The organism is Providencia sp. wls1916 (assembly GCF_009706585.1).
In the GTDB taxonomy this organism is placed as follows: Bacteria; Pseudomonadota; Gammaproteobacteria; order Enterobacterales; family Enterobacteriaceae; genus Providencia; species Providencia lanzhouensis.
In genome coordinates, this window is the sequence record NZ_WLUL01000003.1 from 97,313 (window position 1) to 120,590 (window position 23,278).

20 protein-coding genes and 3 tRNA genes are annotated in these 23,278 nt (G+C 44.1%); 5 read left to right on the forward strand and 18 right to left on the reverse strand.

Going from position 1 to position 23,278, the window contains the following annotated elements:
* From GKR61_RS01090 to tsaE, 9 genes are all read right to left on the reverse strand, one after another.
* Entirely contained in the window at positions 1-1,302 is a 1,302-nt protein-coding gene (locus GKR61_RS01090; RefSeq protein WP_036948947.1) for an adenylosuccinate synthase, read from the reverse strand.
* Between the two features lie 285 nt (positions 1,303-1,587).
* A complete protein-coding gene (hflC, locus tag GKR61_RS01095) occupies positions 1,588-2,589 on the reverse strand; it encodes a protease modulator HflC (protein ID WP_036948944.1) in 1,002 nt (333 codons plus the stop codon).
* Positions 2,590-2,591: 2 nt separating this feature from the next.
* Positions 2,592-3,803 carry an FtsH protease activity modulator HflK gene (gene hflK / locus GKR61_RS01100; protein ID WP_036948941.1) on the reverse strand — a complete coding sequence of 404 codons (1,212 nt, stop codon included), beginning with the start codon at positions 3,801-3,803 and terminating at the stop codon, positions 2,592-2,594.
* Positions 3,804-3,976: 173 nt separating this feature from the next.
* Positions 3,977-5,257 carry a ribosome rescue GTPase HflX gene (hflX, locus tag GKR61_RS01105; protein WP_036948938.1) on the reverse strand — a complete coding sequence of 427 codons (1,281 nt, stop codon included), beginning with the start codon at positions 5,255-5,257 and terminating at the stop codon, positions 3,977-3,979.
* A gap of 91 nt (positions 5,258-5,348) precedes the next feature.
* Complete coding sequence (gene hfq / locus GKR61_RS01110) at positions 5,349-5,645, reverse strand: RNA chaperone Hfq (RefSeq protein ID WP_154639489.1); 297 nt, start codon at positions 5,643-5,645, stop codon at positions 5,349-5,351.
* A 107-nt stretch (positions 5,646-5,752) separates the two neighbouring features.
* On the reverse strand, positions 5,753-6,694 hold the full coding sequence (miaA, locus tag GKR61_RS01115; protein ID WP_036948935.1) for a tRNA (adenosine(37)-N6)-dimethylallyltransferase MiaA: 942 nt from the start codon (positions 6,692-6,694) through the stop codon (positions 5,753-5,755).
* Positions 6,687-8,672, reverse strand: a complete 1,986-nt coding sequence (mutL, locus tag GKR61_RS01120; protein ID WP_154599713.1) for a DNA mismatch repair endonuclease MutL — start codon at positions 8,670-8,672, stop codon at positions 6,687-6,689. The genes miaA and mutL overlap by 8 nt, the downstream gene beginning before the upstream one ends.
* Positions 8,673-8,684: 12 nt before the next feature.
* Entirely contained in the window at positions 8,685-10,013 is a 1,329-nt protein-coding gene (gene amiB / locus GKR61_RS01125; RefSeq protein WP_036948929.1) for an N-acetylmuramoyl-L-alanine amidase AmiB, read from the reverse strand.
* A 14-nt stretch (positions 10,014-10,027) separates the two neighbouring features.
* Entirely contained in the window at positions 10,028-10,492 is a 465-nt protein-coding gene (gene tsaE / locus GKR61_RS01130) for a tRNA (adenosine(37)-N6)-threonylcarbamoyltransferase complex ATPase subunit type 1 TsaE (protein ID WP_036948926.1), read from the reverse strand.
* A gap of 214 nt (positions 10,493-10,706) precedes the next feature.
* On the opposite strand from tsaE, the gene queG reads away from it, so the two are divergent.
* On the forward strand, positions 10,707-11,864 hold the full coding sequence (queG, locus tag GKR61_RS01135) for a tRNA epoxyqueuosine(34) reductase QueG (RefSeq protein WP_108478804.1): 1,158 nt from the start codon (positions 10,707-10,709) through the stop codon (positions 11,862-11,864).
* Positions 11,865-12,564: 700 nt separating this feature from the next.
* Here the strand turns inward: queG and GKR61_RS01140 are convergent.
* From GKR61_RS01140 to orn, 6 genes are all read right to left on the reverse strand, one after another.
* A tRNA-Gly gene (locus GKR61_RS01140) sits at positions 12,565-12,640 on the reverse strand.
* Between the two features lie 56 nt (positions 12,641-12,696).
* Positions 12,697-12,772: transfer RNA gene (locus GKR61_RS01145), tRNA-Gly, on the reverse strand.
* A gap of 40 nt (positions 12,773-12,812) precedes the next feature.
* Positions 12,813-12,888 (reverse strand) — tRNA-Gly (locus GKR61_RS01150).
* Between the two features lie 222 nt (positions 12,889-13,110).
* A complete protein-coding gene (vapC, locus tag GKR61_RS01155; protein WP_036948921.1) occupies positions 13,111-13,518 on the reverse strand; it encodes a type II toxin-antitoxin system tRNA(fMet)-specific endonuclease VapC in 408 nt (135 codons plus the stop codon).
* On the reverse strand, positions 13,511-13,753 hold the full coding sequence (gene vapB, locus GKR61_RS01160) for a type II toxin-antitoxin system VapB family antitoxin (RefSeq protein WP_036948919.1): 243 nt from the start codon (positions 13,751-13,753) through the stop codon (positions 13,511-13,513). The genes vapC and vapB overlap by 8 nt, the downstream gene beginning before the upstream one ends.
* Positions 13,754-13,836: 83 nt before the next feature.
* A complete protein-coding gene (gene orn, locus GKR61_RS01165; protein ID WP_036948917.1) occupies positions 13,837-14,379 on the reverse strand; it encodes an oligoribonuclease in 543 nt (180 codons plus the stop codon).
* A 137-nt stretch (positions 14,380-14,516) separates the two neighbouring features.
* On the opposite strand from orn, the gene rsgA reads away from it, so the two are divergent.
* The 4 genes from rsgA (at position 14,517) to GKR61_RS01185 (ending at position 20,371) form a co-directional block, all read left to right on the forward strand.
* A complete protein-coding gene (gene rsgA, locus GKR61_RS01170; RefSeq protein WP_036948915.1) occupies positions 14,517-15,569 on the forward strand; it encodes a small ribosomal subunit biogenesis GTPase RsgA in 1,053 nt (350 codons plus the stop codon).
* Between the two features lie 133 nt (positions 15,570-15,702).
* Positions 15,703-16,596 (forward strand): archaetidylserine decarboxylase, encoded by an 894-nt coding sequence (asd, locus tag GKR61_RS01175; protein WP_036948913.1) that lies wholly within the window; start codon positions 15,703-15,705, stop codon positions 16,594-16,596.
* 49 nt (positions 16,597-16,645) lie between these two features.
* Positions 16,646-19,987: a miniconductance mechanosensitive channel MscM gene (gene mscM, locus GKR61_RS01180; RefSeq protein ID WP_108478803.1), complete on the forward strand. Its 3,342-nt coding sequence runs from the start codon at positions 16,646-16,648 to the stop codon at positions 19,985-19,987.
* Positions 19,988-20,041: 54 nt separating this feature from the next.
* Positions 20,042-20,371: a hypothetical protein gene (locus tag GKR61_RS01185; RefSeq protein WP_036948907.1), complete on the forward strand. Its 330-nt coding sequence runs from the start codon at positions 20,042-20,044 to the stop codon at positions 20,369-20,371.
* A 15-nt stretch (positions 20,372-20,386) separates the two neighbouring features.
* Here the strand turns inward: GKR61_RS01185 and GKR61_RS01190 are convergent, their stop codons facing one another.
* The 3 genes from GKR61_RS01190 to pldB all read right to left on the reverse strand — a co-directional run bounded on the left by GKR61_RS01190 (position 20,387) and on the right by pldB (position 23,274).
* The gene (locus tag GKR61_RS01190) at positions 20,387-21,184 is read right to left on the reverse strand and encodes a tetratricopeptide repeat protein (RefSeq protein WP_036948904.1); all 798 of its coding nucleotides are present in this window, start codon (positions 21,182-21,184) and stop codon (positions 20,387-20,389) included.
* 262 nt (positions 21,185-21,446) lie between these two features.
* Complete coding sequence (yigL, locus tag GKR61_RS01195; protein WP_036948901.1) at positions 21,447-22,259, reverse strand: sugar/pyridoxal phosphate phosphatase YigL; 813 nt, start codon at positions 22,257-22,259, stop codon at positions 21,447-21,449.
* Positions 22,260-22,278: 19 nt separating this feature from the next.
* Positions 22,279-23,274 carry a lysophospholipase L2 gene (gene pldB / locus GKR61_RS01200; protein WP_036948896.1) on the reverse strand — a complete coding sequence of 332 codons (996 nt, stop codon included), beginning with the start codon at positions 23,272-23,274 and terminating at the stop codon, positions 22,279-22,281.
* Between the last annotated feature and the right edge of the window lie 4 nt (positions 23,275-23,278).

The following is a 23,278-nucleotide window of genomic DNA, read 5'->3' on the forward strand; positions in this document are numbered from 1 at the left end:
TTACTCAACGTCAAACGGATCACGCAGGATCATCGTTTCTGAACGGTCTGGACCAGTTGAAATAATATCAACAGGAATGCCCGTCAATTCTTCAATGCGTTGGATGTAATCTAAAGCTGCTTGTGGCAGTAACGCTCTTTCTTTAACGCCGAAAGTCGTTTCGCTCCAGCCTGGCATGCTTTCGTAAACTGGCTCTAAACCAACCCACTCATCGGCGGCTAAAGGTGTTGTTTCTAACACTTTGCCATCTGGACGACGGTAGCCAACACAGATTTTCACTTCTTCTAAACCGTCTAAAACGTCCAGTTTAGTTAAGCAGAAACCTGACAGGGAGTTAATTTGTACAGCACGGTTGATAGCCACGATGTCTAACCAACCAGTACGACGTTTACGACCAGTGGTTGCACCGAATTCTTGGCCTTTCTCACGCAGGAATTCACCCGTTTCATCAAACAGTTCAGTTGGGAATGGACCCGCACCAACACGTGTTGAGTAAGCTTTGATGATCCCCAGAACGTAGTTCACATAACGTGGACCTAAGCCTGAGCCTGTTGCAACACCACCCGCTGTTGTGTTTGAAGAAGTTACATACGGATAAGTACCGTGGTCGATATCCAGCAGCGTACCTTGTGCACCTTCAAACATCACTAATTCATTCTTCTGATGCGCTTTGTAGAGCAAATCAGAAACATCAATTACCATGCTAGTCAGAAGGTCTGCAACTGACATGACGTAATCTAACGTTTTTTGGTAATCAACCGCTGGCTCTTTGTAGTAGTGAACCAGTTGGAAGTTATGGTATTCGATGATTTCTTTTAATTTTTCAGCGAAAGTTGCTTTATCGAATAAGTCACCAACACGCAGACCGCGACGTGCAACTTTATCTTCGTATGCAGGACCGATGCCACGACCAGTTGTACCGATAGCTTTTGCTCCACGCGCTTTTTCACGCGCATTGTCTAATGCGATGTGATAAGGCAGGATCAGTGGGCATGCTTCAGAGATACGTAAACGCTCACGAACAGGAACACCGCGATCTTCCAGTTCTTTCATCTCTTTCATTAAAGCATCAGGCGCAAGAACAACACCATTAGCAATGATGCTGATGACATTTTCACGAAGAATACCGGATGGAATTAAGTGGAGAACGGTTTTTTCACCGTTTACAACAAGAGTATGGCCAGCATTATGGCCGCCCTGATAGCGAACTACATATTTAGCTCGTTCTGTCAGCAAGTCAACGATCTTGCCCTTCCCTTCGTCACCCCATTGGGTGCCCAGTACGACAACGTTCTTACCCATTTCGAAATACACTCGGTTGCTTAAAAATGAATTCTACCATCAAAAATGAACTGTTCCAGTGATATTTTGGCATTACAAAAATTTTTTTCTAGAAAGCAAGTAAAATGGTAGTTTTATTTCTGTCGTAGACTCAAAGTGAATTTTCCCAACCTGAGCAGCTCAAATTTTCCCTGAAAAATCCATCACTTAAAACGACAGGCGAAAAAAAGCCCACCGAAGCGGGCTTTTCTTTATTAGATTAACAGTAATTTAAGCTCGTTGCACGTAACTTAATCTGTTTATCATTTAATCCGTTGAACGCAGCTTAGTTGGCGCCTTCATAAAACGGAAGAAATCAGTGTCTGGGCTAAGCACCATCACATCATCACCGTTCTTGAAGCTCTGCTCATAAGCACGCAGGCTACGAATAAAGGCATAAAACTCTGGGTCTTGGTTGAATGCATCAGCAAACAGTTTCGTTGCCATTGCATCACCTTCACCTCGCAGGGTCAGCGCTGTACGCTCTGATTCTGCCAGTGTTTCTGTTACTGTCTTATCCGCTACCGCACGAATTTTAGTTGCTTCTTCTTGACCTTGTGAACGATGCTGACGCGCTACCGCTTCACGCTCTGCACGCATACGTGCATAGATGGCTTCAGAAACTTCATTTGGTAATTCAATACGTTTGATACGCACGTCAACCACTTCGATACCTAACGCCGCCATACTGTTTGCGTTAACAACCAGTGGCTTCAAGTTAGTTTCTTTTTCAACGCGAGCCGCCGCATCTGCAATTGCAGCATCAGCGTCTTTGGTTGCTTCGTCAGTTGCTGTACCTTTGTTCAGTGCATCGCGAACATCAACGGTTAAACGACCACGAGAGTCAGTGATGATGTCTTTAACGCTTAAACGACCAAACTCAGAACGTAAACGGTCACTGAACTTACGTTTTAACAGGGTTTCTGCTTGGAATGGGTTACCGCCGCCAGTCGCTACATAGTAACGGCTGAAATCAGTAACACGCCATTTCAGGTATGAATCCACCATTAAGTCTTTGTTTTCGCTAGTTAGGTAACGGTCAGCTTGAATTTCTAACGTTTGAATACGTGCATCTAGCATTTTTACAGTTTCAATAAATGGAACTTTGAAATGCAGACCTGGTTCATAAACGATGGGTTTATTCTCAGAATCACGTAAAACCTTACCAAAGCGTAATACAATACCGCGCTCAGTTTGAGGAACAATAAAGATTGATGCGTAGGCAACGGCTAAAACAGCAATCACTACAAAAATAAATGACTTACGCATGATTATTGTCTCCCAACTCTAACTGCATCACCACGCACAGAATTGTTTGGCTGCGCAGGTGCTGAACTCGTAGAAGATGAATTGTTCGTTGAGTTCGTCATTCTTGCTGACTGATTCACTTTTGGCGCCGCAGGCGTATTGCCCGTCGCACCACGCATGATTTGATCCAACGGCAGGACTAACATGCTGTTGCTCTTATCATTAGCAATTACTTTACGTGTATTTGCTAATACGCGTTCCATCGTTTCGATGTATAAACGCTCGCGGGTAATTTCTGGTGCAGCACGATATTCAGGTAGCATTTTCGCAAAGCTTGCGACCTCACCCTCTGCTTTGAAGACGACGCTCGCCTTGTAAGCTTCAGCTTCTTCGATCATACGTTGCGCGTTACCTTTCGCGAGAGGCAGAACTTCATTTCGGTAAGCGTGCGCTTCACGAATTGTTTTTTGTTCTTCTTCCCTTGCGGAGATTACATCATCAAACGCCGCTTTAACATCTTCTGGCGGACGAGCCGCTTGGAAGTTGACGTCCAGCAGGGTAATACCCATTTTGTATGGTGCAATCGTAGCTTCTAGCTCTTTCTGCGTAACATCACGGATAAAGGCTCGATTCGTAGTCAATACTTGCTCCATAGCAGATTGACCAATAACGCCACGCACCGCACTATCCAGCGCTTGACGCAGGCTATTATCAGGATTAGTTACGCTGAACAGGTATTGAGCAGGATCAGTAACACGATACTGGACGTTCATTTCAACGCGGATAACGTTTTCATCTGATGTCAGCATCATACCGTTAGTCGCTTGCTCGCGAACAGTTTCAACGTTCACAGGAATGACTTGATCGATAAACGTTGGTTTCCAGTTCAGACCAGGTCCGACAACACCACTATATTCACCAAAACGTAATACTACGCCACGGTCACTTTCTTTAATGGTATAGAAGCCTGAGCCAGCCCATACTACGACAACCGCAGCAAGTGCTAACATACCTAGACGACCGCTCAGCTGTGATGGCTGTTTGTTGTTACCTTCACCGCCGCCGCCTTTATTACCGCCGCCGCCAAGCTTGCTGCCTATTTTACGAAAGAGATCGTCGAGATCATAAGCCCCAGGTTTCCGACCACCTTTGTTCCCGCCAGAGTTGCTGCCTTTATTGCCGCTTCCCCACGGATCGCGGTCTTGTCCGTCATTACCGGGCTGATTCCACGCCATGTTTTAGCTCCATTCTTTATGATTGATTTTTAGGGCTAAGAGCGATATTTCTCATCATTCATTTCACCCATGGGCGTCTTGAATCAAGTCGAGGATATTGGGCTCTTAATATCAATTCCATTGCCTAACTGTGTTGCGGTTAATTCAGTCAACTAACTGTTTTAACATCATTTTTAAACAACATAGTTAGGTAATTGTTGCTCCTGCTTACATAAACGTCGCCAATCCACCATTGGCATACGCACCTCAAGTCCAATAGTGCCGTCTTCTTCTTGCCATTCACGTTCGATGGATTGAAGTTGATAAAAACGACTCCGTAAGCGACCTTCATTCGGCGGTAAACGCAATTCAAAATGTGCGATCTCACCTGAAAGACATTCCGTTAATGCTTGAAGCAACAAAGGGATACCTTCACCTGTTTGCGCTGAAACCCAGACACGAACCGGCTTGTTATCCTCATCTCTGTCAATACGCGGGACAAAATCGCCGAGCATATCAACTTTGTTCATCACTAAAAGTGTTGGGATTTCATTTGCTTCGATTTCTTCCAGCACACTGTCAACCGCTTGGATATTTTCATCCAGTCGGACATCAACTGCATCAATCACATGGAGTAGTAAAGTGGCTTCACGTGTTTCTTGCAGAGTTGCTTTAAATGCAGCAACTAGATCATGTGGAAGGTGGCGAATAAAACCCACAGTGTCCGCTAAAACGACAGTTCCTACATCATCAACATCGATACGACGTAAAGTAGGATCTAACGTAGCAAACAGTTGGTCTGCTGCGTAAACATCTGCCGACGTCATCCGATTAAATAAACTGGATTTTCCGGCGTTGGTATAGCCCACCAAGGAAACAGTTGGAATATCTGCTTTGCTTCTTGATTGGCGACCTTGCTCACGCTGCTTTTCGACTCGTCCGAGACGAGATAAAATCTGTTTGATTTTATCTCTGAGTAATCGGCGGTCAGTTTCAAGCTGAGTTTCGCCGGGACCACGTAAACCAATCCCGCCTTTTTGTCGCTCAAGGTGCGTCCATCCCCTCACTAAGCGAGTGGATAAATGCCGTAATTGAGCTAATTCAACTTGAAGTTTACCTTCATGCGTACGCGCACGTTGTGCAAATATATCTAAAATTACCCCTGTACGATCAACGACCTTACATTGGCAAACCCGTTCGAGATTACGTTCTTGAGCAGGGCTAAGCGTGTGGTTAAATAGCACCACATCCGCACCACTAGCTTCGACGGCTTCAGCGATTTCTTCAGCTTTCCCTTCCCCAACGAAAAATTTTGGGTGGGGAGCCTTACGGCTGCCAGTTACTATTTGTACAGGTTTAACGCCAGCAGACGTCACTAAAGACTCAAATTCTGCTAAATTATCAACGTCTTTTTCTTGATCAAAAAAGACATGAACCAGTACAGCTAGTTCACCGCCTTCATACCTATCAAACAAGGTGTAACCTCTTAGGCTAAACAATAATTGCAAAGGAAAAACACAGGTATAGTCTCCCTACCCATGCTTTCCTTGTTTTTAGCGTACAGTCTTACTCAGTTGATTCGCCATCTTGCCCAGCAGAAGCACCACCGTGGTAGTTGCCATTGCCAGCGCCAGCAGTACCAGTACCGCTATGATGAGAAACAGGGCGTGCTGGAACCACAGTAGAGATAGCGTGTTTATAAACCATCTGGCTAACTGTGTTTTTCAGCAAAATAACAAATTGGTCAAAAGATTCGATTTGACCCTGCAATTTAATACCATTAACTAAATAAATAGAGACCGGAACCCTTTCACGACGTAATGCGTTCAGGAACGGATCTTGCAAAGATTGCCCCTTAGCCATTCTATGTTTTCCTTATTTTGTTGTTTTTTAAATGAGAATCTTACGATTCCTAAAAATTACTACTCAAAAATTACGCTTAACGCTTTAATTGTACACAAAGAATAGCCCTATGCACTAATAACCTGTATAACGGTGTCAAGCGCTTGCTGAGGTTGTTCACTATCTAACCGATGAACATTGTCCCAGCTTCTCAACCAAGTGATCTGCCGTTTAGCCAATTGGCGCGTCGCGCAAATCCCTCGATAAACCATTTCATCATAATCTATTTCACCATCGAGATAAGACCACATTTGCCGATAACCTACACAACGAATGGAAGGTAAATCAACATGAAGATCACCTCGTTGGTATAGCGCTTTAACTTCGTCTTCAAACCCTGCTTCTAGCATTAAACGAAAACGACGTTCGATACGCTCATGTAAAATTTTACGATCTTGTGGCTCAATAGCAAACTGAAACACATTATAAGGCAATTCTGTGCCTGCTGTTTGAGTCATTTCAGTCAAAGTTTGTCCCGAAATGAGATATACCTCTAAAGCTCGGGATAATCTTTGTGGATCATTAGGATGAATACGTGCCGCAGAGACGGGGTCGACCTCAGCCAAACGACGATGAACCTCACCCCAACCTTGTTCTTGCGCTATCTTCTCAATTGCCTCACGAACTTCTGGAGAGGCTGATGGCAGCGGTGATAACCCTTCTAATAAGGCTTTAAAATAAAGCATAGTGCCGCCGACCAGTAATGGAATCTTACCTTGAGACGAAATTTCATCCATTACATTTAATGCGTCACGACGAAAATCAGCCGCAGAATAAGGCTGAGATGGATCGAGGATATCTATCAAATGATGCGGGGCTTGGCTAAGCTCTTCTTGAGTAGGCTTCGCGGTACCAATATCCATTCCTCGATAAATCAATGCCGAATCGACACTAATAATCTCCACAGGCAAATGCTTGCGTAATTCGATGGCCAATGCCGTTTTGCCCGAAGCCGTTGGCCCCATTAAGAAGATGGCATTTGGTTTTTGTTGAGTTACTAAATCACTCATTTGTCAGTGTAGCTACCACGGGTTGTAAATTAATTAATTGTAATAATGTTGGCGGTGGATTTGTAACCAACTGCGGACAGATCCGCTCAACATCAGCCAGTAATTGAACTGCTTGCGCCAAACTCCAACTTTCTTCGTTTTTTGCCTGAGAAATCGCATTTGCTAGCCATTTCGCGATATTTTCATTCGAGACACTCTCTTTTGCTGACAAAAATACGATTAAATCAGAAAAAAGCTGCGATAAATTTTGCGTTCTTAACGGTAACGATACCGTATGAATTGTTACTTTTCCATGAAATATCGAGGCATCGATACCAAATAGTGTCAATTGTTCCTTATAACGTTGCAAAACCTCTATTTCGTCACTTTTTAGTGACAATTTTAAGGGAATTAGCAACGGTTGAGGTTTTAATCCACCATTTTCTGGCGTTAATTGAGCCAGCTTGAGTAAGTAATTCGCTTCATTCAAGGATAACAGGATTATCCCTAATGAAGACTCAATTAATGCAAAGTTTTTTGCGTAAATTGTCAATACTTTACCGAATTGGTAGTTATCCGCACTTTTCGCTACAGATTGGCTGTCTACAACATTGACACTCAACGGCTTTCTTTCAGGAAATAATGGTTTTTTATCTTCAGGCGCAACGGGAATCGACATCAAACGTTGATACAGCTCTCCCGTTTTGCGTTCATAGCTTGGCTCTGGGCGGCTGTAGTTTGGTTGTGAACGGTTATAGCTTGGTACTGGGCTGGATTTGTCTGCATTGTCTGAAGCAAAAGAGCGACTTTTGCCCATTACTGATTCACTTCGTGGTTCATCATAAGAAAGTGAAGGCTCTTTAGCATGAATCCGTTGAGATCCTTGCGGTTTATCTATTTCTGGTGAAGCAGGAGATGCAAAGTAGTTATCTCCTGCAGATGCACGGTTTTCAACTTCATTGGATACTGACTCTATTCCAGGAAGTTCATTTTCCGTCAGCGCATTAAGCAATACAGTACGTACCGCTTGATAAATGAAATCATGCACTAATCTGGCTTGATGAAAACGCACCTCATGTTTAGCGGGATGGACGTTCACATCCACTTGCTTTGGATCGATGGTCAAATACAGCACATAAGCAGGTTGTTGATTCTCATCCAAATGACCTTCATAAGCTTGACGGATCGCATGGTTGATCAGCTTATCGCGCATCATACGACCATTCACATAGCAATACTGAATATCACTGACTCCGCTAGACGTCGTTGATGGTGTAACCACCCAGCCTTTGATTCCTAAATCACTGTGCTCCCATGAAAGCGCTAACGCGCCTTGCATAAAGCCCGTTCCACAGATTGTGCCTAAACGGCGCTCTTGCTGGTTGGCATCTTGCGCTGCACGATACTGCTTAACTAACTTGCCATTGTGCGACAAATTAATCGCTACATCAGGGCGGGAAAGTGCAATTCGACGCACGATTTCATCAATATGCCCAAACTCGGTTTTTTCTGTGCGCATAAATTTGCGACGCGCTGGCGTATTGTAAAAAAGATCCAGCACTTCGACTGTAGTGCCATTTGGATGGGCTGCGGGTTTTACGGTCACCTGCATGTCACGACCTTCTGCATAGGATTGCCATGCCTCAGTTTGCTCTGCAGGTTTGGAGGTTAATGTCAGGCGGGAAACAGAGCTAATACTGGCAAGGGCTTCCCCACGGAACCCCATGCTCATGATAGCTTCAAGGTCATCTAATGTCGCAATTTTACTGGTGGCATGGCGCGCTAAAGCGAGGATCAACTCATCTTTGTTGATCCCACAGCCATTATCTCGAATACGGATCAGCTTTTCCCCTCCTCGCTCAATCTCGATATCGATACGAGTTGCCCCTGAATCAAGACTATTTTCGACTAACTCTTTAACCACGGAGGCGGGTCTTTCGACCACTTCACCCGCCGCTATTTGGTTCGCTAATTGAGGAGAAAGGATCTGGATTGCCATAACCTAATTCACTTATTTTGGCGCTGCTTGCAGCGGATTCGCTAAAAAGTACTGACGTAACCCTTGGTGAATACCATCAGCCACTTTTTCTTGATAATCATTGGACTTCAATAGCTGCTCTTCGGATGTATTACTGATAAACCCAGTTTCCACTAAAATGGATGGAATATCGGGAGAACGTAGTACGCCAAGGCTCGCATGTTCTGGCGTTTTCTTATGAATATTACCAATTTTTCTGAGCTGCTGAATGACATGAACGGCAACATCGTAACCCACACGTTGTGAGTGCCCAAACTGTAAATCCAATACCGCTTGGCTTAAATACGGATCTGCACCACTAAGTGCGTCACCCGCCCCACCAAGAAGTTCAGATTGTTTTTCACGTTGCTCCAACCAACTACCTAATTCACTGTTTGCTCGGCGATTAGATAGTACCCAAACGGATGCCCCACGAGCGCTACTGTTTGGTGCTGAATCAGCATGAATAGAAACCAGCATGTTGGCGCCTTTCTTACGAGCAACGTCTGAACGACCGCTGACGGAAATAAAATAGTCTCCGTCCCTTGTCATTACAGGCTTAAACATCGGATCTGCATCCAGTTTTTGATACAATTTACGCGCCACACTTAGTGTCACGTCTTTTTCTTTATAACCGTTTTTACCAATCGCACCTGGGTCTTTTCCACCATGACCCGCATCAATCGCAATCACCACCTGCTTAGTGCCTTTTGGCAAGGTTTTGGTTGGTGTTGCAGGGGTTGATGGCGTGGTCGATGACGCCGCCGCTGGCGCATTCATTTTTAGTGGTTTTTCTTGCACGGGCTGAACGGGCTGCGAATTACGTGTAGATGGCGTTGCCGTCGGCTGAGCTGGCATCACAGTATTATTATATGAATTTGATGTCTGTCCTTTACCTGTTGATACAGTAAAGACAACTTGGTATTGACCTGATACCTGCTGAACAACCGCTTTAGTTTTTGCCGCTTGAGAAAGCTCAAGGACGATACGTTTGTGCTGGCTATCAGGTGCTTGGCTAGCGCGAACTTGCTTCACCAAGTCCCCTTTCGGTAGCTTAAGTGGTAAGCCAATAATTTCACCACGTTGCTGAACATCAATCACTAAGCGTTCTGGTGAGTGCAACGGGAAGTAGGAATAATCAGGCTTTCCATCAACAAATGTTAATGTCACTTGCGCCTGTGAAGGGCTATTACTAACTTGAATATTAGAGAGAGATGCAGCTTTGGCGGTTGATGTCACCAGAGCCAGAGCAAACATCATCAATAATAAGAAAAGAGAAAAAATACCCTTGGTAGTTATTCTGTTCATCGATGCATTCATCATGAGCTATATGTTCCTTAGAATACCGTTAACGCTTCCAATAACGACTCTCCGGTTGTCGAAAAAGCGACAACCCGAGCCTGACGCCCTTCATCTTGATAGGTTAAATGGATCTCTAGATCCGCTTCAGGTAAGAAGCCTTTACCCTGCTGTGGCCATTCCACTAAACAAACTGAGTTGTCTGAAAAATAGTCGCGGATCCCCATAAACTCAAGTTCTTCAGGATCGGCTAAGCGATACAGATCAAAGTGAAAAACGTGTCTATCCGCTAATTCATAAGGCTCAACGAGTGTATAGGTTGGGCTTTTTACATGGCCTTGATGGCCCAATGCTTGTAAAAATCCACGACTAAATGTGGTTTTTCCTGCACCTAAATCGCCATACAGGTTAATAACTGCGCCTTGTTTACAGGCCATAGCGATCGTGCGCCCAAGCGCGACTGTTTGCTCTTCATTAGCAAGTTGTACTGTGCGTTCTTTCATAGTTAGCGAAGCCAATTATAATGATAAAATTCATTCAATATTGATATTAACGCCTATTTTAACTCAAGCAGATCTATTTGTGTTATTTAACATTGTTGGAACATCGAGATCGGACATTTCCGAGCAAGATCGTGCCAACGCGATCCGTAGATTTTGAGAAATCCAATGATCGTGTTAGAGTGCCTGCGAATCCACTTTTACCTAGATATTTCCCATGTCCACACGCCTCGATCTCGACCTTCTTGCCCAAAATATTAAACAATGGGGCATCGATGCTGGCTTTCAACAAGTCGGTATTTGCGATACGGATCTTACCCTTGAAGAACCCAAGCTCCAAGCATGGCTGGATAAACAATATCATGGAGAAATGGAGTGGATGAAGCGCCATGGTATGATGCGGGCGAGACCCCATGAATTACACCCCGGCACACTGCGTGTCATTAGTGTTCGAATGAACTACCTTCCTGCTAAGGCAGCTTTTGCCAGCACGCTAAACAATCCAGAACTAGGCTATGTCAGCCGCTACGCCCTTGGTCGCGATTATCATAAGCTATTAAAAAAACGCTTAAAAGTGCTTAGTGATCGGATCCTCGAGTATTGCAGCCAGTTTGAATGCTCCGATGATTTGAATTTTCGCCCTTTTGTTGACTCGGCACCTATCCTAGAACGCCCGCTTGCTGTCAAAGCGGGTTTAGGCTGGACGGGTAAGCACTCACTGGTGCTTAACCAACATTCAGGCTCATGGTTTTTCCTTGGCGAATTGCTTGTCAATCTTCCTCTACCCGTTGATCAACCCGTTGAAGAGCAGTGCGGGCGCTGCGTTGCTTGTATGACAACTTGCCCAACGGGTGCAATTGTCGAGCCTTATACTGTTGATGCAAGGCGCTGTATTTCCTATCTAACCATTGAACTCGATAGTGCGATCCCCGAAGAGTTTCGCCCTCTAATGGGTAATCGGATTTATGGCTGTGATGACTGCCAACTTATCTGCCCGTGGAATCGCTTTTCTCAGTTGACGGATGAAGAGGATTTTAGCCCTAGAGCCGCATTGCATACGCCGGAGCTATTGGATCTTTTTTCATGGGACGAAGAGAAATTTCTCCGTATTACGGAAGGATCGGCGATTCGCCGTATCGGCTATATAAAATGGCTACGTAATATCAGCGTTGCTTTGGGTAATGCGCCCTATCAAGATAATATTATTCTCGCATTACAGAGTCGTCTTGGGATCAACCCTATGTTAGACGAGCACTTCCAATGGTCGATTGGACAACAACTCAAGCGTCGAGAAGAAAACCAAGTCACAATTCAAACTTCGCAACAAAAACGTCTTGTTCGGGCAATTACTAAAGGTTTACCCCGAGACGCCTAAAAAAAGTCCAGCCTTATATCCTAATCTATCAATTGTCAAACTGATGTGAATAAAATAAAAAAGTGCTTACCCGACAATAGGTAAAGGATTTGCAAGTTGTGCTAAGCACATTTTGAAGAAATAGTTTTTTACTTTAATTTCAATGAATTAAAAATAAAATTAATAATATTCATTTTGTGATAATCAAAAATTAACCAATAACTAACCTGTGGATAACTCTGTGCAGCAAAGTATTTCTGCCTAGGATAAAACGAACCTAGCCCTACTCAGGTTGTGGATAACTTTCTCATGGAGAGAAGTAATAAAAAAACGCTGAATTTTAGTTAACTAACTAAAGTAAAGTTATCAAAAAGCCAGGTTAATAAGATATTTTAACTGAACCGGTGAAAATAGGATTTTTTACCTTTTACTCGAACGTTCGCCATTTTAGCTGAAGTTCTTATAGGATGCCCTATTGCTAAGGGGTGGCTATTCTATGGCTCCCCGTCTATTAATGCAAGCAAAAAACTCACTTGGATCCTAAAAAGATCATAAATAATAAAAGGATCGTGGGCAAGGAAGGTAAAAGCTGCTTTTGTGTAAATAATGAACGCTAAAAGGCGAATAAGTATTAACGCGTAAGCACAAAACTAGCGTTTAATAGAATGTTTATTAGGGGATAATACAGAAAGAAAAACAAAAAAATTGAGAGGTAAAAATTTGGAGCGGGAAACGAGACTCGAACTCGCGACCCCGACCTTGGCAAGGTCGTGCTCTACCAACTGAGCTATTCCCGCATTTGGTGGGTACTGCTTTTGCTAAAAACTATTATAACTAAAGCACTAAGAAAGTTTGGAGCGGGAAACGAGACTCGAACTCGCGACCCCGACCTTGGCAAGGTCGTGCTCTACCAACTGAGCTATTCCCGCATTCCGAAAATAGTGCTCTAGCTAAAACATCAAGAAAATTTGGAGCGGGAAACGAGACTCGAACTCGCGACCCCGACCTTGGCAAGGTCGTGCTCTACCAACTGAGCTATTCCCGCATAACCAATTCTTGGTGCCTTAATCGTGCCAATAAAATCACAAAAACTTCATCGGTACGGGGAGCGCATTATACGAGAAATTAAGATACTAGCAAGCGTTTGAACTCAAATTTTTTATTTTTTTGTTCGTTTGATGATAAAACAATCATAGTGATGATTTTGTCGTCGCCGTTTGTTAAATAAGCATTTCAAGGTGTTAAGTTTGTTAACCTTAGCGCCTTTTTATGATGAATTGACCCAATCCTCTAATCTTAAACCATCAACCCTTTCAAACTCGCGAGTATTATTTGTAACGACGATAAGCCCTTTGCTTCTAGCGTGAGCCGCTATGTGTAGATCATTTTCCCCGATTTTTTTACCTTGTTTTTCGAGATTTGCTCGAATATCACCGTAATGACAAGCGGCCGCTTCATCATAAGGCAACACGCAAAGCCGAGAAACGAAATCATTAACAACAGCTAAATTTCGTTCTGGATTCATGCTTTTTTCTGCACCAAAAACCAGCTCTGCTAACGTAATTGTTGAAATTGCCAATTGGTCAGCATGCTGGTTAAACTTTGGTAATAATGCTGCAGGTCGTCGTTTGATGGTGAAAATAACAATATTAGTATCAAGCAAGTATTTAATCATCGAAAGATTCTCTTGGGGTAGGAACTTGCTCTGCTCTCGAAACTAAAAAATCATCCGTGGCCGAAGTTTCCGTTAAAAAGAAGCTATCCCACGTATTTTGCAGTGGTGTAATAATACGCTCTTTACCTTTCATTCTAACGGTGACTTCTTTCACATCATCAGGAAACCGTAACTCTGCGGGTAAACGAACATTTTGAGTCCGATTACTCATAAAAACCTTACTGTGTAGGATCATGATGATTCCTCCTAAATAGTGCCATATAGCTTGAGTATATAGCACCATTAGGATTGCTGCAATATTGAGCACTTTAGAGCAAGTTATTTAATAAACGTTTCTCGGTAATATACCAGCTCAGCGATTGATTCGCGGATATCATCCAGCGCTTGGTGGGTATTTTTCTTTGAGAATCCGGCGAGGATCTCAGGCTTCCAGCGGCGGGCTAACTCTTTTAATGTACTCACATCAAGATAGCGGTAGTGAAAATAGCTTTCTAACTCTGGCATATAATTAAATAAGAAACGGCGGTCTTGCCCTACGCTATTCCCACAAATAGGCGATGCGCCTTTTGGTACCCATTTCTCTAAAAATTCAATGGTCGCCAGCTCTGCTTCACGCTCACCAATAGAACTTTTACGAATACGCTCGACTAAGCCGCTATTAGTATGGGTGTTTACATTCCACTCATCCATCAATGCCAACTGCTCTTCGGTTTGGTGTACCGCGATAACAGGGCCTTCGGCTAAGATATTCAAGTTACTGTCAGTCACAATAGTAGCTATTTCAATAATACGATCACGAATAGGATCGAGCCCGGTCATTTCTAAATCGATCCAAATTAAATTATTCTCATTCTTTTGCATGATATGCCCTAACTGAATACGGTGGAGTTAAGGTATGATAACACCCTTCGTTCTATCCGTTATAGGTATGTTGTTTTTCAATAATATCCCTATCGGTTATAATATAGACGCCAAATTATTTAAGTGAGAGAGGTCAGGTGGCTAAGCAGAAACTTTCGAAAGGCCAACAGCGCCGCGTGCAAGAAAATCATCAAAAAAGACTCAAAAAGCAAAAAACTATTGAGATTGATGATAGCCAATTAGGTGAGGCTCAAGAGGGCTTAGTGATTAGCCGCTTTGGTCAACATGCGGATATTGAAGCCTCAGACGGCACTATACAGCGTTGTAACCTGCGTCGAACCATCTCATCTTTAGTGACCGGGGACAAAGTTGTCTGGCGTCCTGCGCTAAACACACAGAGTGATATCAAAGTGAACGGTATTGTCGAAGCCGTTCATGAGCGCCACTCCGTCTTAACTCGTCCTGATTATTATGATGGGTTAAAACCTATCGCCGCCAATATCGACCAAATCGTCGTGGTTTCTGCGATTTTACCTGAATTATCGCTTAATATTATCGACCGCTACTTGGTCGCCTGCGAAACCACAGGGATCCAGCCGATTATTGTCTTAAACAAAGTTGACTTGCTAGATGAAGAAAATCGCGAGTGGGTCAGTGATTTAATGACAATTTATAGCGATATTGGCTACCAAGTGCTTGAAGTTTCCAGCCATACCGGTGAAGGCATGGAAGCACTCACTAACACGCTATCCGGTAAAGTGTCGGTCTTTGTTGGTCAATCTGGTGTCGGTAAATCCAGTTTATTGAATACGCTGTTACCTCAAAATGAGGCCGCGATCTTGGTCAATGATGTCTCTGATACCTCGGGCTTAGGGCAACACACCACGACTGCATCCAGGCTGTACCACTTCCCACAGGGTGGTGATGTCATCGATTCACCGGGCGTGCGTGAATTTGGTCTCTGGCATCTGACAAAGGAACAAGTGACCAAAGGATTTGTCGAATTTAAAGATTACCTTGGTGGCTGTAAATTCCGCGATTGTAAACACTTAGATGACCCCGGCTGTTTACTGCGAGACGCAATGGAAGACGGCAAAATTGCCGAATCACGCTTTGAAAACTATCACCGTATTTTAGAAAGTATGGAACAAGTTAAACTGCGTGGTAACTTTACCGCTAAAGAGAAATAATCCCCGAAATCAGTCTAAAATAAGTTAGTGAACGCTCACATTTTATCTGCTTTGTGAAATAATTCGAAAGCAGATTAGTTTCAGTTACAATAGCGCCCTTTCACTAACTTACCTTTAAAATTCAGAGGTTAACGTGCTAGATAAAATCAAAATCCGCCTGCAATTTATGCTTCCTAAACAAGGACTTACTCAACTTGCAGGATGGTTTGCTAGTCGAAACGTCGGGTTTGTAACCCAATGGGCAATAAAGCTGTTCGCTAAAGCCTATAAAGTGAATATGAATGAAGCTCAAAAAAGTGAATTGACTGCATATTCAACCTTTAATGACTTCTTCATCCGTACGCTGAAAGATGGCGCGCGCCCAATTGTTGAAGCTGAACATCAACTTGCACAACCTGCGGACGGTGCCGTTAGCCAATTAGGGCCTATTGATAATGACCTAATCTTTCAGGCAAAAGGTCATAACTATACGGTTGAAGCCCTGCTTGCTGGTCAATATCAGTTAGCGGATAAATTCCGTGGTGGTGATTTTATCACAACCTATTTATCCCCAAGCGACTACCACCGCGTGCATATGCCATGTGATGGCTTATTAACAGAGATGATTTACGTCCCTGGCGATCTGTTCTCCGTTAACCCATTAACCGCAGCAAATGTGCCGAACCTATTCGCGCGTAATGAACGTTTGATCTGCGTGTTTGATACCCCATTTGGCACAATGGTGCAGATTTTAGTTGGTGCAACTATTGTAGGCAGCATTGATACGGTTTGGAGCGGTTGTGTTAACCCACAACGTGAAGGCGTGATTAAACGTTGGACGTATCCAGCACAAGGTGAAGAAGGCGCTATCTTCCTACAAAAAGGGGAAGAAATGGGTCTATTTAAACTGGGTTCTACTGTTATTAACCTGTTTGAGCCTAACAAAATTCGCTTTAATGCTTCATTGATCCCAGGCTATGCAACCCGCATGGGTGAGCTGTTGGCTGAATCAACGGATGAACAGCAACGCACTGAAACTGTTAGCTAATCATTTAAACTATAATTAAGTTATTCTATCGCTGAAGGAGCTCCTCACTGTGCGTTTGATTATCAGTTTTTTACTTAGCCTGTTAATCGTTTTTTCATCCCAAGCGGCGCCAGCCTCCGCGCAAGATGAAGCACAGATTACACAGGAGCTCAAACAGCTTGATCCAAGCAAAAACCCCAAAGATGCTGAGATTGCTCAAGCGTTACAAGGGGCATTAAGCTGGATTAATGAAGCTCGAGATGCGGACAATAAGGCAAAGTCTTACCAAGATGCTATTGATAATTTTCCTAGAATTATCAAAACAATCCGTCAAAACTTGCTCAATGAAACCGATACGCCGCCCGCTATCCCCACGAGCATTAGCTTAAGTGAACTCGAGCAGCGTATTACCCAACTCAGCAGCCAGCTACTTGATCAAGGGCGCTTGATGCAGCAAGAGCAAGACAAAGGACGCGAAATCAGCGAATCCCTGAATCTCTTGCCACAGCAGTTATCTGAAGCACGACGCCAGTTAACGGATGCCTCAACGCGATTCCAATCGCTCAATACGCCAACGACACCGTTAGCTGAAGCCCAATATACCTTAGCTCAAGCCGAAGTAAGCGCTCGCAAATCGATTGTGAACGAGCTAGAAATGGCGCAATTATCAGCCAATAACCGCCAAGAAATTTCTCGAATGGCGCTAGAGCTTGAGAAAAAGCGTTATCAGCGCCTAGAGCTTGAACTTCAGCAACTCCGTGATTTTCAAAATACCCAACGCCAGCAAAAAGCAATATTGGCGTTAGAGCATACAGAAATGTTGGCGGAACAGGGTGAATTGACCCCGTTCTTAAAAGAACAGCTCGATATCAACCGCAAAATGTCCCAAGAGTTGACCGAGCAAGCGCAGCGCATGAGCGCGATCACCACCAACCAAGCCGAAATCTCCACCAGCATTCGAAATGCTCGACAAGCACTGTCCACTATCCGTGAACAAGCCCAGTGGATCAGCAGTTCAAGTTCCTTAGGGGAAGCGCTTCGAACACAACTTTCTCGCCTTCCAGATATCCCTAAAAGCCAGCAACTTGACCGTGAAATGGCGGATTTACGTGTTCAACGGCTAAATTATGAAGATATGCTTGAGCGCTTATCCAAGCTCGATGTGTCGGTGCAAGAAAGTGCTAATGATTTAAGTCCTGCCCAGTCGCAGGTTTATCAATCACTGATGAAGACCCGCAAAGAGCTATTAACCTCTCTCATTTCGGGCTTTGATGGCGAAATGTTAGAGCTGACCAAGCTCAATGTTGCAACGGGACAATTAACTGATGCACTAAAAGAGGTGAAAGACGCCTCAAACCGTTATCTATTCTGGGTCGCTGACGTCCCGCCGATTAGCATTAATTATCCGGTACTTGTGGTTACTGACATGACCCAGCTACTTTCACTGGATACTCTCTCCCAGCTAACGGGCGCACTACAAGTGATGGTCACTAGCCAAGACTCGTTCTTATACCTGCTAGGTTCCATTATCTTAGTGATTTTCAGTGTCAGCACGCGCCGCCATTATCAAGCATTCTTAGACCGCTCGAGTCTACGCATTGGTAAAGTCACACAAGACCGTTTCTATTTAACCGTTCGTACTATTTTCTGGTCGATTATTGTCGCACTTCCTCTTCCAATGATGTGGTCTGCCATTGGTTATGGCTTACAAAGTGCATGGCAATACCCGATGGCAGCGGCCATTGGCTACGGCGTTAGCGCAACCACCCCGCTGCTCTGGCTGTTTATGATCAGTGAAACATTCTCACGCCCAACCGGGCTGTTCATTTCCCACTTTGGTTGGGATAAAGACGCAGTTAAGCGCGCAATGCGCCATTATCGATTAGCCATTTTTGTGATTGTGCCGTTAGTGATGGCAATCATCACCTTTGAACATTACAGCGAAAGAGAGTTCTCCGCGACCTTAGGCCGCCTCTGCTTCTTAGTGCTGTGCGTCGCATTAAGCCTAATTACCAACAACTTACGCCGTTCTAAAATTCCATTGTATTTGGACAGGCACGGCTCCGGTGAAAACTTAGTTAATACCGCATTATGGTGGCTCATTTTCATTGCGCCGGTGATTGCTGCATTTTTCTCCGTATTAGGTTATTTCTCAACGTCTCAAGCACTACTAGCGCGGCTCGAAACCTCTGTTGCGATTTGGTTTGTGATTTTAATTGTTTATCACACAATCCAGCGCTGGATGTCGATGCAGCGCCGCAAACTCGCCTTCGAGCGAGCAAAACAGCGCCGTGCGGAGATCTTAGCCCAGCGAGCTAAAGGGGAAGAAGACTCTCAATTACCCAATGCTAGCGGTGAAGGGAATATTGATATCGAAGAGCAGGTTCTTGACCTTGATACTATCAGTTCCCAATCAGTTGGATTGGTACGCTCCATTCTGACTATGATAGCGCTGGTCTCGTTAATCTGGCTGTGGTCCGAATTACATACCGCATTTTCATTCCTTGAAAATATTCGCCTGTGGGATGTAACCTCATCCATCAATGGAGTCGAAACCGTTCAAGCCATCACAATGGGGTCGATTTTCATCGCTATTTTGGTGATTATCGTTACTGCACAGCTCGTCAGAAACTTGCCTGCACTATTAGAACTGGCGGTTCTTCAGCATCTCGATTTAACACCGGGTACCGGTTATGCCATCAGTACCTTGACCAAGTACAGCATCACCATCATCGGAACTATTGTCGGTTTCTCAATGCTGGGGATCGACTGGTCAAAACTGCAGTGGCTTATTGCTGCAATGGGGGTCGGGCTCGGGTTTGGTTTACAAGAAATTTTCGCCAATATTATCTCTGGCTTGATGATCCTGTTTGAAAAACCGATCCGTATCGGCGATACGGTCACTATCCGTAACTTAACCGGTAGTATCACTAAGATTAATACCCGCGCCACTACCTTAACGGACTGGGATAGAAAAGAGATTATTGTGCCGAACAAGGCATTTATTACTGAACAGTTTATTAACTGGTCTCTGACCGACACCATTACCCGTATCGTGATGACCATCCCTGCTCCTGCGGATGCCGATAGCGAAAAAGTGACAGAGATTATCCTGCGCGCCGCAAAACGCTCGTCCATGATCTTGGATAACCCGAATCCTGAAGTTTATCTCGTGGACCTACAGCAAGGGATCCAAATTTTCGAGCTGCGGGTGTATGCAGGTGAAATGGGGCACCGTTTACCGGCTCGCCACGAAATCCATCAGCATATTTTAGAAGCCTTTGCAGAACAAGGAATTACATTGCCATTCCCACCGTTCCAAGCCCGTGTGGATGTGCGCAGTAATTCGATTCAAAGCGCCACAAATAACCTTTCTGGTCGAAACCCACCTCGTGGTACTGGTGAGCTATAAGTTGATTGAGGGAGCACTTGCTCCCTTATTTTCTATGGTAAAAAAGGCAGAGTAATGACCCAAGCAGTAGAAATCCAAGACGAATCCATCAAATTAAAAATTGCACAGTATGAGCGTGTAGGCTCCATTCTATTTTTTCTGATTCCATTGGTGATTTTGCTGATTGTCGGAAAGGGTTTTGCCTTTAATACGCTCTATCTGTGGCAAGGATTCAGCCTGCTGTATTTAGTGGTTTACCGTTTGAAAGTGCGCCAATTATCGACAAAGGTGCAACAACTCAGTGTACGCCGAGGATGGGGATATAATCGATTTTACCGCTTTTGCTGGGGATATTTGATTCTGTCTGTGATCGGATTAACGGGATACCTGCTGATATCCCGTTAAATTAATATTGGACTATTAGCTTTCTTCGCTATTACCGTAGGTTTTAATGTAGTTGTCAGCCAGTTTTTGCGCTTGTTTCAGCTCTTCTGCGTTCAACTGCTCTGCGATTTTTTTCTGTAAACGTTGGCTCTCTTTATTGCCACTATAAACCGCCGTAGAAAGCCATGCATACGCTTGCTGTAGGTTCTTTTTCACCCCTTTCCCTTCAGAGTACATCACCCCTAAACGGTCTTGGGAATTTGCATCACGCTGTTTTGCGGCTTTTCTGAACCAAAACACGGCTTTTTCATTATCTAATGCGACGCCACTACCAATCGAATACATTTGCCCAATTTTGAACTGTGCAATCACATTACCGCCTTGCGCTGCCTTTCTAAACCAGTATGCAGCTTTTTCCAGATCCTGTTTAACCCCTAAGCCCTGTGCATACATGGTGGCCATGTTGGTTTCTGCGCGAGTATCACCATTTTTAGCGGCTTCTTCGTACCACAGCATCGCTTTATCATAATCTCGGCGAACACCAAAACCATTTACATACATAGTACCAAGGCGGAATTGGGCATCTGAATTACCTTGATCACCAGCTTTGATAAACCATTCCGCTGCCACTTTGGAGTCTTGGGAAACGCCCTGACCTTTAAAATAACGCTCACCTAACAGGAATTGAGATGCGGGATCACCTTTTTCAGCTAACTGCGTAATTTGCTCTATCGTCGTCTGTTCACTGGCGGTCGTTGGTTTCGCCGGTGTAGCCAGTAATAATGAACTATAACAAACAGATCCTAACAACAGCGCTAACGCAATTCTTTTCATCCTAAGTAACCCTCAACAGTGCAGTATGGCAACTGGCGACACAGTAATACCCGTTATTATCGGCTGATCTGGCAGATTATACAGCCTAAACTCGCTTTTCATTTGAAGTAGTTTAAATTTACTCGTCAGAAGACAAAATAGGATAAACGCCTTAATTTAGACAAATAGCACTTTTCGTTATCATTCATGACAAAAGGCAAATAAAAAGCCAGATAGTTTTTTATTCTATCTGGCTTTCTGCTAATACACATAGCAAAAGTGATTATTTGTTGTCTAAATATTTACTTCGCAAATAACGAGCAACTGCATCATCTTGGTTAGAACCAATCACTTCCATCTGAGGTAAAGCCTCTTTCAGCAGCTGATGAGCATTCTGCATAATGCAGCCCTTGCCCGCTAACTTCAGCATCTCTTTATCATTCATGCCATCACCAAACGCGATGCAATCATGGGTTCCATAACCATGCAATGCCGTGACTTGTTTCAATGCTTCCCCTTTAGAAACAGAGCCTGCCATCACTTCAAGGCAGCTGTGTAAGGAGAAAGTAACATGCACTTTATCTTGCCAGCGACGTTGAATACGCTGTTGCAGATCGACCAGTAAATCATGATCTTCACTGGTGTAATACACTTTACAGACTTCCGAGGTTGGAAAATCGCGGTGGTCAAACAGTTGGTAATTAAATACAGACTCTTTGAAAAACTCTTTCTGCTCAGGGCTTTCACGGTTAATAAACCAATCATCACCATGGTAGTAATTGGTAAGAATTTCAGGGTGATCAAACTCCATTAAGCACAGTTCTTTCGCTATCTGCGAGTCAACGTTGTTCGCAAAAATGAGGTCACCATTGGTATTATGAATACGCGCCCCATTCGAGGTGATCATATAAGCATCAATACCCAGACCATCACGGATCTGTGCAACATCAATATGATGGCGTCCCGTCGCGAACACAAACCGGACTTCTTCGGTCGCTACAAGCTGCTTAAGTGTATCTTTGGTATACAGAGTTAAATCATGATTGGGAGATAAAAGTGTTCCGTCCAAATCGGAAGCAACAACCGGATATTTCATACAAGATCCCTAATTATGGCTAATGCTGCTCAAAAAAATCACAAATTGCATTGAGTGCCATGGCTCTCAATGCATCTATTTCAAACAGGATTTCGTGGTGAGCCCCTTCGATAATGAGGGGTAATTTTTCTTCTCGTCCTGTTTGCGCTTTTTGCCGACTTTGACAAAAAGCTTGTAGCTCTCGATTACTGACTACCTTCTCTTCGCTCGCTTCAAGGAGCATCAGAGGGGTTTCAATCTCTCCCGCTTTCGCAACCAGCTCTTTGCCAATCGCAAAACTTTCTCGTAACCAGTGGTAAGTTGGACCACCGAGACGTAATTCAGGATAATCCGCATAGTAGCGTAAGTAACGTCGATAACGCTCTTGGCTATGGGTTAACACATTGATTAAATAAGGTAATGGCTGCCATTTTCCCGTTGAAACCGCATAATCATTTCGCACACTGCGGCGCGGTTCTGCACGCTCAACAATAAAGCTCGCGAGCCAGTGGGGCATTGGTAAATTCACACCAATCATGGGAGCACACAATGCGGCAGCGTCAAATGTCACGCTATCTCGGAGTAAATACCCAGCGAGGATCGCGCCGCCCATCGAATGAGCCAACGCATAGCATTTAGGATAGTGACGATCTCTCACTTCTAAATCAATGAATTTTTCAAAATCATCAATGTAATCTGTGAATTTTTCGACATGCCCTTTTTGGGGATCCGCCAGCATACGGCCAGATCGCCCTTGCCCACGATGATCAATAATAAAAACATCGAATCCTAGATGATAAAAATCGTAGGCGACTTCAGGGTACTTAACGTAACTCTCACTGCGCCCCGGTGAGATAACCACGGCTTTATGGTGCTTTGCATGAATAAAACGTACATAGCGAATAGGAACATCATCAACACCTAAAAACTCAGCTTCTTCACGTAGTTGCCAAAAATCTAAAAGCGGACCGTTGGTAAAGGCCGAAAACTCAGTTTCTCGATTTAACCAACTGGCTTTTAGACTATCTGGCGTCATGGGG